The sequence below is a fragment of the Streptacidiphilus albus JL83 genome (assembly GCF_000744705.1).
Classification (GTDB): domain Bacteria; phylum Actinomycetota; class Actinomycetes; order Streptomycetales; family Streptomycetaceae; genus Streptacidiphilus; species Streptacidiphilus albus.
The window spans coordinates 268,658-285,748 of the sequence record NZ_JQML01000001.1 but is presented as its reverse complement, the minus strand read 5'-3'; the positions used below and the strand labels follow the sequence as shown (position 1 = coordinate 285,748).

The following is a 17,091-nucleotide window of genomic DNA, read 5'->3' as shown; positions in this document are numbered from 1 at the left end:
CGTCAAGGGTCTGGACCAATTAGGTCTAGTCCATTAGGTCTGGACCGACCCCCGGCGGCCGGCTGCCGCGGTTCGGTAGGGATCAAGCTGTCGTCAAGGGCCGGGCTCTGTCCGTTAGGGGGGCGTCAAGGACGGTTCCGTGGCATGTTGCTCGGGTGTCCAATGAATTCACGGGCAGCGCGGCTGTCTTGCCAAGGAATCGAAGTCGGATCGGCGTCGGCCGGTCGGACGGTACAGAGGGAAGCGAACAGCATGGCTGAGCACCGGGTCGTCGTGGGCGTCAGTGGGTCAGCGGCCAGCCGCGCCGCGTTCCAGCGCGCGGCGCGGGAGGCGCGGCGCCGCGACGCCGTCCTGGTTCCGGTACTGGCCTGGCACCCCGTGGGTGGCGAGTTCGCCTACCGCACCCACCCGTGCCCGCCGCTGCTCAAGGTGTGGGAGCAGGCGGCGCAGGCGCGGCTGGACGCTGCGTTCGTGGAGTCCTTCGGCGGATACCCCGCAGGGCTTCGGGTCCAGCCGGTGCTGGTGCGCGACGAGCAGCCGGGCCGTGCGCTGGTCGAGGTCGCCGACCGGGCCGACGACCTGCTGGTGGTCAGCACCGGCAAGCAGGGCCGGCTGCAGCGGCTGTTCCACGGTTCGGTCAGCCGCTACTGCCTGGCCCACGCCCACTGCACCGTCGTCGCCGTTCCCCCCTCGGAGCTGCAGCCGGCGTGGGAGGCGTCCGCCCGGGCGGACGCCGACACGACTGCGCAGCGCGCGCTCACGCCGGTCGCCGCCTGACGGAGCGGCCGGTCACTGCTCCGGTTCGGCCCGGGAGATGCCGAAGAGGACCACGTCCACGATCCGGGCGGCGACGTCCTCCGGGGCTCCCTCGATCGCGACGCCCTCGATGGAGCGGCAGATCAGGGATGCGGTCAGCAGGTAGGCGATGCTGTCCGCGTCCAGGCCCGAGCGCAGTTCCCCGGAGGCGAGCCCGGCCCTGATCACCCGGCGGGTCACCTCGCGACGCGGCTCCACCACGTCGGCGTAGTAGCGCTCGCGCAGCTGCGGGTACTCCCGGCCGGCCGCCATCATCCCGTTGAGGATGCTGGTGGCCCTGGTGTCCTGGAGCCGGGTGACCAGCACGCTGAGCAGCAGGATCAGGTTCTCCCTGACGCTCTCCCGGTCGGGGTCCGGCAAGGCGGGGTTGAGCGAGGCCACCGCGTCCACCAGCAGCGCGTCCTTGTTGGGCCAGCGGCGGTAGATGGTGTTCTTGCCGACGCCCGCGCGCGCCGCGATGGCGTTGATGCTGATCGCGCCGAGGTCGGTGCCCTCGTCCAGGAGGTCGAGGGCGGCCCGCAGGATCGCGTGCTCGGAGTCCGCGCTGCGCGGCCGCCCCCGGGTGGGGCGGTCGTGCGGCGGGGGCGTGTCAGTCGACAACCGGCACCTTCTCCTCGGTGCGGGCCTGGGCGGGGACCGCCGGCGCCGCGGGTCCGCCCTGCGCCAGGGGGTTGCGGCCGGGCAGCCAGAGCAGGGCGATGACCACGCCGATGGCGCCCATGACCACCGAGCCGGCCACGGCCAGGTGCATGGCCTGGACGAAGGCGTCCTTGGAGGGTTCGAGCAGCGCGTCGGCCCTGGGGCCGACCTTCTCCACGAACGCCTGGGTGGCGGTGATCGAGCTGGACAGGTCCTTCACCGTGCCGGGGTCCGAGTGCAGCTGCGGGACGCCGTCGAGCACCGGAGTGATCCTGGTGCGGTAGGCGGAGGTGAGGATCGAGCCGAGGACGGCGACCCCCAGTGCGCCGCCGACCTGCCGGACGGTGTTGCTGATGGCCGAACCCTCGCCGGCCTTCTCCCGCGGGACCGAGGCCATGACCGCGGCGGTGGCCGGCGGCATGACGTTGGCCATCCCCATGCCCATCACGAACAGGGCGATCTCCAGGACCCAGATCGGGGAGTCGGTGCCGGCGAAGAAGTAGGAGGCGAGGGCGAGGGTGACCAGGGCCATGCCGCCGGCGGTGACCGCCTTGTGGCCGAAGCGCTTGACCAGGCCCGCGCTGCGGGAGGAGAAGATCAGCTGGGCCACGGCCAGCGGGATCAGCAGTACGCCGCACTTCAGCGGGGAGAAGCCGCGCACCGCCTGCATGTAGAAGGAGAGGAAGAAGGTCATGCCCATCAGGGCCAGGAACACCAGGCCGATGACGGCGACCGCGGCCGAGAAGCCCCGGTGGCGGAACAGCTTGACGTTCAGGGCGGGGTGGTCGGTCTTCCGCTCCCACAGCACGAACAGCACCAGCAACACGATGCCGAGGGCGATGATCCCGAGCGCCTCGGGCTTGAGCCAGCCGATGTCGCCGGCCCGGATGATGCCGTAGACGAAGGCGGTGATGCCGGCGATGGACAGCGGCACGCCGACCGGGTCGAACCGGCCCGGCTCGGGGTTCTTGGAGTCGGGGACCAGGAAGAACATCAGCAGCAGCGCCGCGGCCACGATCGGGATGTTGACCAGGAAGACCGAACCCCACCAGAAGTGCTCCAGCAGCACGCCGCCGGTGATCGGGCCGATGGCGATGGCGATGCCGACCGCGCCGGACCAGATGCCGATGGCCTTGGCGCGCTCCTTGGGTTCGAAGACATTGGAGATGATCGCCAGAGTGGTGGGCATGACCGCCGCACCGCCGACGCCCATCAGGATCCGCGCGCCGATCAGCTCGCCCGGCGACTGCGAGTACGCCGAGGCCAGCGAGGCGATGCCGAACACCACCATGCCGATCAGCAGCATCTTCTTGCGGCCGATCCGGTCGCCCAGGACGCCCCAGGTGAACAGCAGCCCGGCGAAGGCCAGGGTGTAGGCGTTGGTCGCCCACTCAAGGTCGGTCTCGGAGGCGCCGAGCCCCTTCACCGGGTCGGCGATGGTCTTGAGCGCGACATTGAGGATGCTGGAGTCGAGGACGACGACCAGCAGGCTCAGCACGAGGACGCCGAGTATCAGCCAGCGGCGGCGGTGCACCGTGGGGTCGACAGCAGGGGCGGACATGAGGGTGTTCCATTCATCGAGTTACGAGACTTCGAGGTCTCGAAAAGAGTAGCACCATTTCCGAGACCTCAGAGTCTCGTAACTCCGGTCGGTCCGCTCAGCCCTCACCCTCGCCCGGGGCCAGGGAGAACCACACGGTCTTGCCCTCGCCGTCGGGTCGGGTGCCCCAGGCCGTGGCCAGGGTCTGGACCAGGAGCAGGCCCCGGCCCGACTCCTGCTCCGGGCCCGCGTGCCGGGCATGCGGGACGGCCGGGCTGGAGTCGCGGACCTCGACGCTCAGCTCCTCCCCGTCCAGGCGCAGCCGCAGCCGCAACGGGCCGCCGGCGTGCCGGACGGCGTTGGCGAGCAGTTCGGATGCCAGCAGGCAGGCGGTGTCGGCCAGGTCGGGACGGTTCCAGGCGTCCAGGGTGCGGCGCAGGAAGTGCCGGCCCCGGCCGACGCCGGCGGGAACGGCGGCCAGCTCCGTGCAGGCGGTGGTGGCCGGGGTCCGCGGGATCCGGGCCAGCAGCAGGGTCACGTCGTCGGCGTAGTCGTCGGGGTCGGGGAGCAGGGTGGCCAGCACGGAGTCGGCGGCCGACTCCAGGTCGGGCCAGTCGGCGACGGCCTTCTCCAGCGCCGCGGTCAGGACGTCGACCTGCAGCTCGATGTCGCTGTGCGGGGTCTCCACCAGGCCGTCGGTGTACAGGGCCAGGACGGAGCCGGGCGCGACGGCCAGGGTGGTCTGCTGGTGCGGCACCTCGCCGACGCCCAGGGGGACGCTCACCGGCACCGGGAGCCGCCCGGCCCGCCCGTCGGGGTCGACCAGCAGGACGGGCAGGTGCCCGGCCGAGCACACGGTCAGCTCGGCGAGGTCCAGGTCCAGCACCAGGTAGCAGCAGGTCACGAACTGGTCGGGGAGCTCGCTGACGACCGCGTCCAGGGCCTGCACCAGTTGCCACGGCGGCATGCCGGTCTTGGCCAGGGCATGGGCCGCCGAGCGTAACTGGCCCATCACCGCGGCGGCCTCCAGGCCCCGGCCCATCACGTCGCCGATCAGGACGCCGACGTGTCCGGTGCCCAGCGCGATCAGGTCGAACCAGTCGCCGCCCACGCCGGCGCCCTGGCGGGCCGGGAAGTAGCGGCCGGCGCTCTCCAGGCCGGGCACCGGCGGCGGTGAGCCCATCAGGCTGCGCTGCAGGGTGAGTGCGACATGGCGCTGCTGCTCGTGGAGTTCCGCGAGGGTGGCCTCGGCGGCCTTGCGTTCGCTGACGTCGCGGACGGCGGCCGACACCAGCGGGCCCTGCGGGGTCTCCAGCGGGCTGAGGCTGATCTCGACCGGGAACTCGGTGCCGTCCTTGCGCAGTCCGTGGAGCTCCAGTCCGGCGCCCATCGGCCGGAGCCGGCGGGTGTCGACGTAGCCGTGCCGGTGTCCGGGGTGCTGGCTGCGGAACCGCTCGGGCACCAGGATCTCGATGTCCTGGCCCAGGAGGTCCTCGCGGGGGTAGCCGAAGAGGGTCTCGGTCTGGGCGTTGACCAGCCGGATGACGCCCGCGTCGTCGACGATCACCATCGCGTCCGGGGCCGCCTCCAGCAGTCCCCGGAAGAGCGTCTCGGCGGCCTTGCGTTCGCTGACGTCGCGGACGGCGGCCGACAGCAGCGGTCCGCCGGGGGTCTCCAGCGGGCTGAGGCTGATCTCGACCGGGAACTCGGTGCCGTCCCTGCGCAGTCCGTAGAGCTCCAGTCCGGCGCCCATCGGCCGGACCCGGCGGGTGTCGACGTAGCCGTGCCGGTGCCCGGGGTGCCGGCTGCGGAACCGCTCCGGCACCAGCACCTCGACCGGTTGGCCCAGGAGTTCCCGGCGCGGGTAGCCGAACAGGGCCTCGGCCTGGGCGTTGACCAGCTGGATCAGTCCCGCGTCGTCGACGATGACCATCGCGTCCGGTGCCGCCTCCAGCAGTCCCCGGAAGGGTTCCTCGGTGGTGGTCGCCATGGTGCCGCCTTGCGCTCGCGTCGCCCGCACCAGTGCCGGAGCCTGGAGTGGACAGACATTCCGGTCAACTGCTGGTGATATCTGACCACGGATCGGGTTCCCCTCCGAGACTGTCACCTGTTCTGACTGAAACTGATCAGAAATGATTGCGAAGGTGCGGGGGAGGGGCGAGTCGCCCAACTCGGCCCCGCGCGGCGGAACGGCGTGTTGTCCCGGTCATCCCCGGTGGGACCGCGTTTCATGGTGAGGGACCACCGGTCCTCACCGGGCCGGCCGACGGGGACCGTTCGGCCCTGTCGTGGCGCGGACCGCGCGGAGCAGTCTGGCTGCAGCCCCTTCCGCTCCGCCCCCGTCCGCCGTCTGCCCCAAGGGAGCCACCCGAGCATGAACACCACCGTCACCGGCATCTCCGACGCCGAGGTCAGCGACCTGGACGCACACTGGCGCGCCGCGAACTACCTGGCGGTGGGTCAGATCTACCTGCTGGCCAACCCGCTGCTGCAGGAACCGCTGCGCGCCGAGCACGTCAAACCCCGGCTGCTCGGGCACTGGGGCACCTCGCCCGGTCTGAACCTGGTCCACACCCACCTGAACCGGGTGGTCAAGGCCCGCGACCTGGACGCGATCTGCGTCTGGGGCCCGGGCCACGGCGGTCCGGCGGTACTGGCCAACTCCTGGTTGGAGGGCAGCTACACCCGGACCTACCCCGACATCACCCGCGACCGGGACGGCATGGCGAAGCTGTTCCGGCAGTTCTCCTTCCCCGGCGGCGTGCCCAGCCACGTCGCCCCGGAGACCCCCGGCTCGATCCACGAGGGCGGCGAGCTCGGCTACTCGCTCTCGCACGCCTACGGCGCCGCCCTGGACAACCCCGACCTGCTGGTCACCTGCGTGGTCGGCGACGGCGAGGCCGAGACCGGCCCGCTGGCGGCGTCCTGGCACTCCAACAAGTTCCTCGACCCGGTCCACGACGGAGCGGTGCTGCCGATCCTGCACCTCAACGGCTACAAGATCGCCAACCCGACGGTGCTCGCCCGGATCCCCGAGGCCGAGCTCGACGAACTGCTGCGCGGCTACGGCCACGACCCGATCCACGTCACCGGCGACGACCCGGCCGCCGTGCACCGCGCCATGGCCGCCGCCATGGACACCGCGGTCGACCGGATCCACGCCGCCCAGCAGCAGGCCCGCAGCGGCGCCGGTGAACAGGAGCGCGTGCACTGGCCGATGATCGTGCTGCGCACGCCGAAGGGCTGGACCGGCCCCGCCATGGTCGACGGCGTGCCGGTCGAGGGCACCTGGCGCGCCCACCAGGTCCCGCTGGACGGCATCCACGAGAACCCCGAGCACCTGGCGCAGCTCGAGTCCTGGCTGCGCTCCTACCGCCCGGAGGAGCTCTTCGACGCCGAGGGCCGGCCCACCGCGCAGGTCCTCGCCCAGATCCCGGAGGGCGAGCGCCGCCTGGGCGCGAACCCGCACGCCAACGGCGGCCTGCTGCTGCGCGACCTGCCGATCGCCGAGCTGGAGCGGTTCGCCGTGCCCGTCGACAAGCCCGGCACCACGATGCACGAGCCCACCCGGGTGCTGGGCGACCTGCTGGAGCAGGTGATGGCCGACACCGCGGCCCGGCGCGACTTCCGGCTGGTGGGCCCGGACGAGACCGCCTCCAACCGGCTCCAGGCCGTCTACGCCGCCAGCGGCAAGGCCTGGCAGGCGGAGGTGCTGCCGGTGGACGAACACCTGGCCCATGACGGGCGGGTGATGGAGATCCTCTCCGAGCACACCTGCCAGGGCTGGCTGGAGGGCTACCTGCTGACCGGGCGGCACGGACTGTTCTCCTGCTACGAGGCCTTCGTCCACATCGTCGACTCCATGGTCAACCAGCACATCAAGTGGCTGCGGACCACCCGCGGGATCACCTGGCGCGCACCGATCGCCTCGCTGAACTACCTGCTCACCTCGCATGTGTGGCGCCAGGACCACAACGGCTTCTCGCACCAGGACCCGGGCTTCGTCGACCACGTCCTGAACAAGAGCCCGGAAGCCGTCCGGGTCTACTTCCCGCCGGACACCAACACCCTGCTCTCGGTGGCCGACCATGTGCTGCGCAGCCGCGACTACGTCAACGTCGTGGTGGCCGGCAAGCAGCCCTGCTTCGACTGGCTCACCCTGGACCAGGCCCGCGCCCACTGCGCCCGGGGCGCCGGCATCTGGGAGTGGGCCGGCACCGAGTCCCCGGACGGTGAGCCCGACGTGGTCCTGGCCTGCGCCGGCGACGTCCCCACCCAGGAGGTGATGGCCGCCGCCGACCTGCTCCGGCGCCACCTGCCGGACCTGTCGGTCCGGGTCGTCAACGTGGTCGACATCGCCCGGCTGATGCCCGCCGAGGAGCACCCGCACGGCATGCCCGACCGCGATTACGACGCCCTGTTCACCCCCGACAAGCCGGTGGTCTTCGCCTACCACGGCTATCCCTGGCTGATCCACCGGCTGGCCTACCGCCGCAGCAACCACCAGCACCTGCACGTCCGGGGCTACAAGGAGTCGGGAACCACCACCACACCCTTCGACATGGTGGTCCGCAACGACCTGGACCGCTACCGCCTGGTCATGGACGTCATCGACCGGGTGCCGGGGCTGGCCGTCCGCGCCGCCGGGGTGCGCCAGCAGATGGTGGACATCCGCCAGCGGCACCACGACTGGATCCGGGCCCACGGCACCGACCTGCCCGAGGTCACCGACTGGAGCTGGAGCAACTGACCCGCGCCGGCGCCCCCGGCCGGCGCTCTCAGCCCGCGACCGTGACCGTGGCGCCCTCGGCGTTCCAGTCGCGGGGGCGGGTGTCGTCCCAGCGCGACTTGCCCCAGCGGTCGGTGGAGTCCGGCTCGACCAGCGCGGCGGCGGTGTCCGTGTTGCCGGAGCGGGACGCGGAGGCCATCAGCCGGGCGGCGCGTTCCGAGTCGGCCTCCGGCGGCACCACCAGGAGGTCCCAGCGGCCGACCTCGTAGGAGAAGAGGCTGAGCTCGTCCGGGTCCTGCTCGGCGTCGAACCAGCCGAGGCGGACCTGGTGCGATCCGGCCCGCACCCCGTAGGGGGAGTCCGGCCACAGGTGCCGGTTGAAGGTGGCGTGAGTGATGCGTCCCCAGGCCCGGTCGAGTTCCGCGACCAGGGACGGCAGCTCGCGTTCCAGGTCGCGCGAGCGCGGCCACCAGGCGCCGTCCAGCCGGCAGCGCGCCCCGGCGGGGGTCAGCGACAGGCGCAGCGGCAGCGCGGGGGAGGACAGCGCGGGGGAGTGCAGCGCGATCGAGGGTGAGTCTTCGGTGGAATTCGCCATGGCGGAAAACCTGACCCCGGGCGGTCACTCGCCCGGAACACCGCGAGGACGACGCGGCCACAACCGGTCGCGTGCGAGATGTCCTCCGCACTTCGACTCTACGCCGTCCCGCCGGGCGGTGAGCCCGCGCGGGACGGAACACCGGCCGGGGCCTGGTCACGCCGTTCGAGCAGCGGGTCGCAGGGGCGACTCCACCGCCGAGGCGGGCTCGCGAGGGAGCCGTGCGCGCCGGCTCCGCACGCGGATGCGCCGGGGCGGGTGGGGATTGCCGGCCGGTTCCGGGGTGAAGTCATAGAGCGGAGTCGCCGACGTCCGACTCTCCTGGGCGGGTTGTTCGGCGGCGCCCAACGGTCCGGTCGCCCACCGGACCGGAGCAGCGTGTGAGGAGTAGTCAATGTCCCCCAGTGGGATCGCTGTCAAAGTACGGCCGCACCAGTGCGATCGGCCCGTCAGGTCCCGGAGTCACCGGGTGGCCGAGGCGGTGCAGGCGTGAATCCCACGGTCCTGGAGCGGATCCTGAGCAGCCCGAGCGGTCTCGGCACGTCGGGCCTGCGGCTGGGCCGACCCGACGCCCCGGAGGAGGAGCCGGTGGACGCCCCCGGGGCGGGGACGCCGATCCCCGGCCTGTACTACCACCCGGTGCCCGAGCCGGATGCCGAGCGGTCGGCGGAGGTGGGCCGGCGGGTCAAGCGGTGGGCCATGGACGAGGTCCAGCTGTACCCGCCGGAATGGGAGGACCAGTTCGACGGCTTCGACATCGGCCGCTACATGGTCGCCTGCCACCCGGTCGCCCCCTCGATCGACCACCTGATGATCGCCGCCCGGCTGATGGCGGCCGAGAACGCGGTGGACGACTGCTACTGCGAGAACCACGGCGGCTCGCCGGTGGGCCTCGGCGGACGGCTGCTGCTGGCGCACATCGCCCTCGACCCGCTGCACACGGTGGCGGAGTACCAGCCGGAGGCAGCGGCGTCGCTCCACTCGGACGCCCCCCGGCGTGCCTACCGCTCCGCCATGCAGTACTTCACCCAGGCGTCCTCGCCCTCCCAGGCGGACCGGTACCGGCACGACATGGCGCGGCTGCACCTCGGCTACCTGGCCGAGGCCGCGTGGACCGAGACGGACTACGTTCCCGAGGTCTGGGAGTACCTGGCGATGCGCCAGTTCAACAACTTCCGCCCGTGCCCGACCATCACCGACACCGTCGACGGCTACGAGCTGCCCGCCGACCTCCACGCCCTGCCCGCCCTGCAACGGGTGATCGCGCTCGGCTCCAACGCCACCACCATCGTCAACGACCTGTACTCGTACACCAAGGAGCTGGCCATCCCGGGCAAGCACCTGAACCTGCCGGTGGTGATCGCCGAGCGCGAGGGGTGCGACGAGCGCGAGGCCTACCTGAAGGCGGTCGAGGTCCACAACGAGCTGATGCGGGAGTTCGAGGCCGCCGCGACCGAGGCGGCCACGGCCCACCCGCTGCCGCCCGTGGTCCGGTTCCTGCGCGGCGTGGCCGCCTGGATCGACGGCAACCACCACTGGCACTGCACCAACACGAACCGCTACAGCCTGCCCGACTTCTGGTAGCCGGCGCGCTGCCCGGCCCCGGCCCTGTGCGCCGGGGCCGGGCGATCGGTGCTCCGGGCTCCGCCCCGGCCGATGGTCCGTTCGGATGGCGGACCCGCCGCAGTCGGCGCGCCGGACCGCAGCAGCCAGGGGCCCGTCCGGCGACGGGCTAGGTTCTGGCTTGTGACGGGCAACGATACGATTCTGGTGCTGGTGGTAGCCACCGCGCTGGGATTCGATTTCACCAATGGATTCCATGACACCGGCAACGCCATGGCCACCTCGATCGTCACCGGCGCGCTGCCGCCACGCATCGCGGTCGGCCTCTCGGCCGTGCTGAACCTGGCCGGGGCGTTCCTGTCGACCGCTGTCGCCGCGACCATCGCCAGCGGCCTGGTCGACACCACGGACGTGACCCTGACCGTGGTCTTCGCCGGACTGACCGGCAGCATCCTGTGGAATCTGGCGACCTGGTTCCTCGGGATCCCCTCCAGCTCCTCGCACGCGCTGATCGGCGGCGTGGTGGGCGCGACCATAGCGGCGGCCGGCTCCTCCGCCGTCAAGTGGCAGGGCCTGGTCTCCAAGGTGATCGTGCCCGCGGCGCTCTCCCCGTTCATCGCCGGGGCCATCGCCGCGCTGGGCACCTACCTGGTCTACCGCCTCACCCGGGACGTCCCCGAACGCCCGCGCGCGCACGGCTTCCGGCTCGGCCAGATCGGCTCGGCCTCCATGGTCTCGCTCGCCCACGGCACCAACGACGCGCAGAAGACCATGGGCATCATCACGCTGGCCCTGATCGCCAACGGAACCCTGCACACCGGGGCGAAGTCGCCGACCTGGGTGATCGCCTCCTGCGCGGCGGCGATCGCCCTGGGCACCTACATCGGCGGGTGGCGGGTCATCCGGGCGCTGGGCAAGGGACTGGTGGAGATCGAGCCGCCGCAGGGAATGGCCAGCGAGGCCGCCTCGGCCGCGGTGATCCTCACCTCCACCGACTTCGGCTACTCGCTCTCCACCACCCACGTGGCCACCGGATCGATCCTGGGCGCCGGGGTGGGCAAGAAGGGCGGCGTGGTCCGCTGGCACATCGCCCGCCGGATGGTCGTGGCCTGGCTGCTCACGCTGCCGGCCGCCGCCCTGGTCGGTGCGGTGGCCTACTGGGCCGCCCACGGGATCGGCGGGACCCCCGGCGTGGTGGTGATCTTCGTCGTGCTGGTGCTGGCCTCGATCGCCTTCTTCATCGCCTCCCGCCACCCGGCGGTGACGCCGGAGAACGTCAACGCCGCATGGACGGGATCGGTAGTCCCGGCGCCGCACCCCACGGAGGCGGGCTCGTGAACTCCTGGATCAACCTGAACGCGCTGTGGAAGATCGTCGTGGTCGGACTGCTCGCCGGGGCCGGCCTGCCGGCCCTGTTCGCGATCGGGCTGCGGCTGCTCAGCCCGCCCGCTCCGGCGGGCGGCTCCGCCACCGGCCGGTCCGCGGCCGGGCCGGTCGGCTACGCCCTGGCCGGGCTCTGCTTCGCGGCGGTGCTCGCCGCGATCGGCTGGGGCATCGCCGTCATCGTCAACCACAGCTGACCGTCCGGCCGTCCGCGACCGCAGCCCCGCCCCCTCCGGAGGGGGCGGGGCTGCGGTCGGCCGTGCCGGTCGGCCGCCGGGCTCAGCCGGCGGTCAGCGGGTAGGCGTCGTAGGAGGTCTGGGTCACCGAGTCGCCGGCGGCGTCGGCGGCCTGGACCCTGACGGAGACGGAGCCGCTGGTCCTGGCCAGTGACGGCACCCGGTACTCGGCGGTGTACACCCCGGAGGACGAGCGGGACACGGCCGACTGCGTCCAGGTGCCGCCGCCGTCCGTGGAGGTCCACACCGTGAAGCTGGTGACGGCACAGGCCAGGGACGGGTTCGCGCCCAGGTACGGGGTGATCTGGATCCGGTGCGTCGCGTCCGCCGTCACCGCGTTGCCCGCGTCGACGAAGGCGTTGTAGCGCAGCTGGATCAGCGGATCGGCGTCGCAGGGGCCGCTCTGACCGAAGTAGTCGCCCATGCAGCGGAACGCCTCCGGCAGCGCGTCGGCGGTCGGGCGCCGTGAGCTGAACGTCCAGTCGCTGTCCAGGTCGGCCGCCCCGACGGTGAGGCGGTAGCTGGCCGGACCGTCGGAGAGCTGGTAGACGGGCATGGTGCCCTCCGTCTGCTGCGGCAGTTCGACTCCGTCCCGGTAGAGGTGGACGGCGGACGGGGCGAAGGAGTAGGTGGCGTAGGGGTTGTTCACCAGCGCCGGGTCGGCGCCGGAGGTGAGGAAGGTCGTCGGGTAGAAGGTGTCGCCCTGGCGGCAGAACGCGCAGAAGTAGAGCTGGCCGAGCGTCACTCCGGTCCGGTAGTCGGCGTCGGGAACGGCCGGGACGCCCAGCGACTCCGGTGCCGCGAACCAGTCCTCGGTCCGGCTGCCGGGCCGGTCGAAGACGTTCAGCGCCTGGTCGGGACCGGACACCCCGGCCGCGGTGGTCAGGGTGGTTATCCGGTCCCAGACCAGGTCAGGGGAGACCGGTCCGTAGTACTCCTGGACGGTCGAGGGGGCCGGCGCGAACACCGAGGGGATCAGCAGGGCGAAGAAGTCGTCGGGGTGCAGCACCGACTCCACCTGGGTCGCGCTGCCGGGCTGCGAACTGTGGAAGGTGGTGCTCTGCCGGGCGAGTCGGCTGCCGTCCACCGAGTAGCGGAGGGCCGTCGGGATCCGTCCCTCCCGGTCGAACGCCAGGTTGTAGAAGTAGGGGCTGTACCCGTGGTCGGTGACGCTCACCGTGGCCGGGCCCCTGGCGAGCAGCGCCGTCAGTGCGGCGGCCTCGTCCGGGGTGACCGTGGCGAACGGGATCTGCACCGGTTTCCCGCCGGTCCACCACCAGTCGGGCTCGACCGGCACCACCGGCAGGTTGGTCGGGTCGACGTCGCGCGGATCGACCAGCACGCCGGCCGCGCCCGCCTGGAGCGCGGCGCTGAGCTGGTCGGACTGGATCTGGTAGATGCCGGAGGCCCGGCGCATCAGCACCAGCTTGCCCCGGACGTCGACGCCGGCGAAGTCGGCCGCGGTGCCGTACCCGACGTTCACCACCTGGGCCGTGGTCGTGCCGGAGAACCGCTTGAAGGTGGGGGAGTCCAGGTCGGTGTAGCGCGGGTAGTACAGCTGGAGGGCGGTACCGGAGCCGCCGCCGATCGAGCCGGACACGGGTGCCTGGCCGCGCAGCCAGAAGGTGCTCAGATGGAAGTCGCCGATGGTGACCGGTGCGGTCGGGACCGCCCACGCCTCGTCGAGACCGGAGCTGTCGGGCTGCTCCCAGCCGCTGTAGACCCCCGGGGTGGCCCGGCTGTTGGTGAGGTAGTGCTCCAGGTCGACGGCCGGCTGCGGGGTGTCCACGGTGAGTTTGGCGGCGGTGTCCAGGTCGGTGTCGACCGTGCTGTCCCCGGCCACCACCACCTGCGGCACGACGGTGTCCACCAGTTGCTCCATGCCGTGCCGGTAGACCGAGACGCTCATGTCCTGGGCGTCGTAGACGCCGTTGGGGACGCTGAAGGTCACCGCGTAGCGGTTGCACGGGCTGGTGTCGAGGCAGGTGACGCCGGTCGGGGTGGCGGTCTGGCCCGCGGCCGTCCCGGTGAGGCCGATGAGGACGGGGTAGTAGGGGCAGGCAGTGGCGGTCGCGATGCCCTGGAACCAGGAGAAGACCGGGCAGTAGACCGCGTCGCCCTGGGCGGCGGTGAAGGTCCAGGTGACGGTGGAGCTCGGGGCGTCGGCCGGGGCGAGCGAGGCCGGGGTCCGGTCGCCGGTCGGCCAGGCCGCGGTGATCCCGCCGCTGAACGCCGGACGCGCGGTGCCGTGCGCGGTCGCCGACCGTCCGGTGCCGCCGGTCAGGGCGGCCCAGAAGGCGCCGGCCCGGGCCGCCACCACCTGGAGGTCGACGTCCCCGTCGCCCGCGTCGGCGCGGACCACGGTGGCGCCGGCCAGTGCGCCCGCCCTGGCGGTGAGGGCGGCGGCGGTGCCGCTGCCGCCGTAGTGCACGGTCAGCGGGATCACGGCGTCCGCACCGGTGTCGCCGTGGGCGGCCAGCCAGGTCACGTCGAACGCCCGGGCGTCGATCAGGTGCAGCTGGATGAAGTCCGTCGCCGAGTCCGGGAGGGCGGACACCTGGGCCTGGTCGACCGTCCGGCCGAGGACCGAGAAGGTCATCCTGGACGTGGACCGGGGCGCGGCCGAGGCCAGGTACGTGCCGGAGGCCTGCCGGCTGAGCACGACCTGGTCACCGGTGGGCAGGGTGACGGTGTAGGAGCTGCCGGACCGGCCGGGCAGCGCGACCGGCTGGAGCCCGGGGGCGGGGGCCGGGGCGTGCGAGGCCGCTTCCGGGACCTCGGCGGCCGGCTGCCCGGCCGCGGTGCCGGGGACCGCCGTCCGGGCGCCGGTGGGGTGGGAGTCCGCCGGGCTCGCCGCGCTCGCGGCGCCGGGCAGGGCCACGGCGAGGCCGAGGGCGACGGCGACGAGTCCGCGCAGGGTGAACCGTCGCCAGGACCGGGGATGCTGTCGTGCGATCACGTGTGCGCTCTCCTGATGGTTCGTCATCGGGCGCCTCCCGCCGCGTCCAGGGACCAGTCCAGCCGGGTGGTCCGGTTCGGGGAGACGGCGGCGGTGGCCGTGGCGGCGGCGTAGCCGGGGGTGGTGGCGCTCAGTCGTGCCGGACCGGCCGGGACGAACAGCGAGTAGAAGCCGGAGACGGTCGCCTCCTCCGTCGGGGCCGCGACGGCGTAGTCGCCGGGCGAGGCGGTGTCGCCGACGGCGCTCGCCTGGACCGGCTTGCCGGTGGCGCGGTCGGTGACCAGGCCGCTGACGATGCCGCCGGGTAGGGCGGTGCAGGTGTGGGTGCCGAGCAGCACGTCGCCCACCGACCACCACCAGCCGTGCCCGCCGCTGAACCGGAACCGGACCCGTACGCCCTGCTTGCCCGCGGCCTGCGGGACCGGGATGTCGACGGCCCCAGCGCCGTTGGCCGTGGTCCGGTGCCAGATCTCGGTCCAGGTACGGCCGTTGTCGGTGCTGAGCTGGACGTCCGCACTCTGCCCGGCCGCGCCGTAGTAGCCCGAGTCGAAGCTGAGCTGCGGTGCCGACTGGCCGGACAGGTTCACCGCCGGGGAGGTGAGGGTGGTGTCCATCCGCCCTCCGGTGGTCGCGGTGTCCGCCACCGCGAAACGGCTGTCGAGCGGGTTCACCGCCGAGCGGTCCTCCGGGTTGTCGAACCGCCAGCCGGCCTTGGACCCGGAGACGGTCCAGCCGTCGCCCGGGGCGGCGCCGTGGGCGTCGCCGAAGTCCTCGGACAGGCCGTTCCAGCCGTATCCCGGTGCGGTGCAGGCGTTGGCGTCCACCGCCAGCCCGAAGTCGCGGCCGACGTCGCCGGTGCCCACCGCGAGCGCGGTGTCCTGCTGGAGGTAGCCGTCCTCCGGGGTGTCCAGGACGCCCGGGTACACCGGCACCACGTGCACCTGGTAGGTGGTCTGTCCGGCGAGGGTCACGCTGTAGTGCCCGGTGAACGGGTCCGTGTAGATCGGACCGCCCGGATAGCCGTCGATGGTGATCCGGGCGAACAGCGGCCAGCCGTGCCCGGAGCCGTCGGCCACCGTGCCGGAGACGGTCGCCTGCGGCTTGGCCCGGAGCGCGAAGTCCACGGTGGTGTCGGCGTTCGGGGTGACGTCGGCGCCGGCGTGGTCGGCCGAGGTGTAGGTGTAGGAGGTCACGCCGACGGTGTAGGTGCCGACGCCGGCGTTGATGTCGTAGTGCCCGGTGGAGTCGGTGTGGGTGAGGTATCCGCCCGGCGAGGCGGTGACGACGGCCTCGGCGACCGGCGCCCCGGTGGCGGCGTCGGTCACCTGTCCGACGAGGTCGCCGTGCTGGCCGTAGGAGAGCGCGCCCACCCCGTCGGGCGTGCCCAGACCGGTGGGGCCGTCCCAGCCGGGACCGGCGGTGCACAGGACGTCGCCGCAGGAGCCGTTCGAGCCCTGGGTGACGTCGAACAGGTCGGCGGCCTGGTTCAGGTCGTGGTAGGGGTAGGTCACCGGGTAGGTGCCGGCGGCCGGCGTGCCCGCCAGTGCGTACATCGCGGTGACCAGCGGCGAGGCCAGGCTGGTGCCGCCGACCTGCAGCCAGCCGCCCTGCCCCAGCGTGTCGTAGATCGCCAGACCGCTGACCGGGTCCGCGTCGGCGGAGACGTCGGCGGTCGCCCGGTTCGCGCAGTGGGTGTCCAGCGAGGCCTGGAAGTCGGGTTGGGGCTCGACGGTCGAGCAGCCGGAGCCGCCGGAGTTCCAGGCGGCCTCGGTCCAGCCGCGCGCGGTCGAGGCGTCCCTGGTCAGGGTGGTGCCGCCGACCGCGACGACGTTGCCGAAGCTGGACGGGTTGATCACGGTGTTGCCGGTGTCGCCGCTCGACGCGGCGATCACCACGCCGGGGTGGTCGTAGTAGTGGCTGTTGGCGTCCTGGCTGGGGTCCTCGGAGGCGCCGTAGGAGTTGGAGACGAACTTGGCGCCGAGCGCCACCGCGGTGTCCTCGGCGGTCCCGAGGCTGGCGAAGGAGGAGTCGTCGCCCTCCACCAGCAGGATGTTGCAGTTCGGGCAGGCCGCGGACACCGCGTCCAGGTCCAGCGTGGTCTCGGTTCCCCAACTGGGGTCGTCGGAGGGGTAGTTGGTCCCGCCGTTCTGGTCCACCTTCTTGAAGCAGCCGTTCGCGGTGGTGCAGGCGGGCAGGTCGTAGTAGGCACGGTAGGCGGCCAGGTCGGACTCGGCGTCGGAGTCGCCGTAGGCGTCCACGATCGCCACCGTCTGGCCCCCGCCGCGTGCGGTCGGCAGCTTGTAGGCGCTCTGGATGTCCGCGGGGCCGAGCGCGGTGCTGGGCGGTGCGACGACGTCGGGCGTCACCACATGGTCGGCGGGGGTCCGCACGACGGACATGCAGCGCGCGAAGCCCTTGCGCGGGGTGGTGTTGCAGCCGGTGTCGGTGCTGGTGGTCAGCGGCGCGACGGCGGCGCTGACGGCGACCGGGGCGGTGGCCGGCGCGGAGTGCGCCGGGAGCTCCAGGCCGAGCCCGACCAGGGCGGCCACCACCATGGTCACCACCGGGCCGGTGACTGGTGCCCGTCGGAGTAGTCGAGGTATGCGCATGTGCACGTGCCTTCCCGCCCGG

10 protein-coding genes and 1 pseudogene are annotated in these 17,091 nt (G+C 72.5%); 5 read left to right on the top strand and 6 right to left on the bottom strand.

The window, feature by feature from the left end; translation table 11 throughout:
- Positions 1-252: 252 nt before the first annotated feature.
- Complete coding sequence (locus BS75_RS01340) at positions 253-777, top strand: universal stress protein (protein ID WP_042440025.1); 525 nt, start codon at positions 253-255, stop codon at positions 775-777.
- Between the two features lie 12 nt (positions 778-789).
- Here BS75_RS01340 and BS75_RS01335 read toward each other — a convergent pair whose 3' ends face one another.
- The 3 genes from BS75_RS01335 to BS75_RS45845 all read right to left on the bottom strand — a co-directional run bounded on the left by BS75_RS01335 (position 790) and on the right by BS75_RS45845 (position 4,985).
- Positions 790-1,416: a TetR/AcrR family transcriptional regulator gene (locus tag BS75_RS01335; RefSeq protein ID WP_034086860.1), complete on the bottom strand. Its 627-nt coding sequence runs from the start codon at positions 1,414-1,416 to the stop codon at positions 790-792.
- Positions 1,406-3,016, bottom strand: coding sequence for an MFS transporter (locus BS75_RS01330; RefSeq protein ID WP_034086859.1), 1,611 nt, complete (start codon positions 3,014-3,016; stop codon positions 1,406-1,408). The genes BS75_RS01335 and BS75_RS01330 overlap by 11 nt, the downstream gene beginning before the upstream one ends.
- Positions 3,017-3,113: 97 nt before the next feature.
- The gene (locus BS75_RS45845; protein ID WP_081982037.1) at positions 3,114-4,985 is read right to left on the bottom strand and encodes a PAS domain S-box protein; all 1,872 of its coding nucleotides are present in this window, start codon (positions 4,983-4,985) and stop codon (positions 3,114-3,116) included.
- A gap of 384 nt (positions 4,986-5,369) precedes the next feature.
- Here BS75_RS45845 and BS75_RS01315 point away from each other — a divergent pair, with 384 nt between their 5' ends.
- The gene (locus BS75_RS01315; RefSeq protein WP_034086858.1) at positions 5,370-7,745 is read left to right on the top strand and encodes a phosphoketolase family protein; all 2,376 of its coding nucleotides are present in this window, start codon (positions 5,370-5,372) and stop codon (positions 7,743-7,745) included.
- Between the two features lie 28 nt (positions 7,746-7,773).
- On the opposite strand, the gene BS75_RS01310 is transcribed toward BS75_RS01315, so the two are convergent.
- Complete coding sequence (locus BS75_RS01310; protein ID WP_042440028.1) at positions 7,774-8,319, bottom strand: DUF5994 family protein; 546 nt, start codon at positions 8,317-8,319, stop codon at positions 7,774-7,776.
- A 504-nt stretch (positions 8,320-8,823) separates the two neighbouring features.
- Here BS75_RS01310 and BS75_RS01305 point away from each other — a divergent pair.
- The 3 genes and pseudogenes from BS75_RS01305 to BS75_RS01295 form a co-directional block, all read left to right on the top strand.
- Positions 8,824-9,903, top strand: a pseudogene (locus BS75_RS01305) (family 2 encapsulin nanocompartment cargo protein terpene cyclase); the annotation flags it as partial.
- Between the two features lie 162 nt (positions 9,904-10,065).
- Positions 10,066-11,220, top strand: coding sequence for an inorganic phosphate transporter (locus BS75_RS01300; protein WP_034086857.1), 1,155 nt, complete (start codon positions 10,066-10,068; stop codon positions 11,218-11,220).
- Positions 11,217-11,462 carry a hypothetical protein gene (locus BS75_RS01295; protein ID WP_034086856.1) on the top strand — a complete coding sequence of 82 codons (246 nt, stop codon included), beginning with the start codon at positions 11,217-11,219 and terminating at the stop codon, positions 11,460-11,462. The genes BS75_RS01300 and BS75_RS01295 overlap by 4 nt, the downstream gene beginning before the upstream one ends.
- A gap of 82 nt (positions 11,463-11,544) precedes the next feature.
- Here BS75_RS01295 and BS75_RS01290 read toward each other — a convergent pair whose 3' ends face one another.
- Positions 11,545-14,460, bottom strand: a complete 2,916-nt coding sequence (locus tag BS75_RS01290) for a protease-associated domain-containing protein (RefSeq protein ID WP_034086855.1) — start codon at positions 14,458-14,460, stop codon at positions 11,545-11,547.
- A gap of 23 nt (positions 14,461-14,483) precedes the next feature.
- Positions 14,484-17,069, bottom strand: a complete 2,586-nt coding sequence (locus BS75_RS47645) for a carboxypeptidase regulatory-like domain-containing protein (RefSeq protein WP_152646188.1) — start codon at positions 17,067-17,069, stop codon at positions 14,484-14,486.
- Between the last annotated feature and the right edge of the window lie 22 nt (positions 17,070-17,091).

What these genes read in the sequence shown, in the direction of transcription:
- BS75_RS01340 (WP_042440025.1), top strand. Translation starts at nt 253, where the DNA reads ATGGCTGAGCACCGGGTCGTCGTGGGCGTCAGTGGGTCAGCGGCCAGC.
- BS75_RS01330 (WP_034086859.1), bottom strand. Translation starts at nt 3,016, where the DNA reads ATGTCCGCCCCTGCTGTCGACCCCACGGTGCACCGCCGCCGCTGGCTG.
- BS75_RS45845 (WP_081982037.1), bottom strand. Translation starts at nt 4,985, where the DNA reads ATGGCGACCACCACCGAGGAACCCTTCCGGGGACTGCTGGAGGCGGCA.
- BS75_RS01315 (WP_034086858.1), top strand. Translation starts at nt 5,370, where the DNA reads ATGAACACCACCGTCACCGGCATCTCCGACGCCGAGGTCAGCGACCTG.
- BS75_RS01310 (WP_042440028.1), bottom strand. Translation starts at nt 8,319, where the DNA reads ATGGCGAATTCCACCGAAGACTCACCCTCGATCGCGCTGCACTCCCCC.
- BS75_RS47645 (WP_152646188.1), bottom strand. Translation starts at nt 17,069, where the DNA reads ATGCGCATACCTCGACTACTCCGACGGGCACCAGTCACCGGCCCGGTG.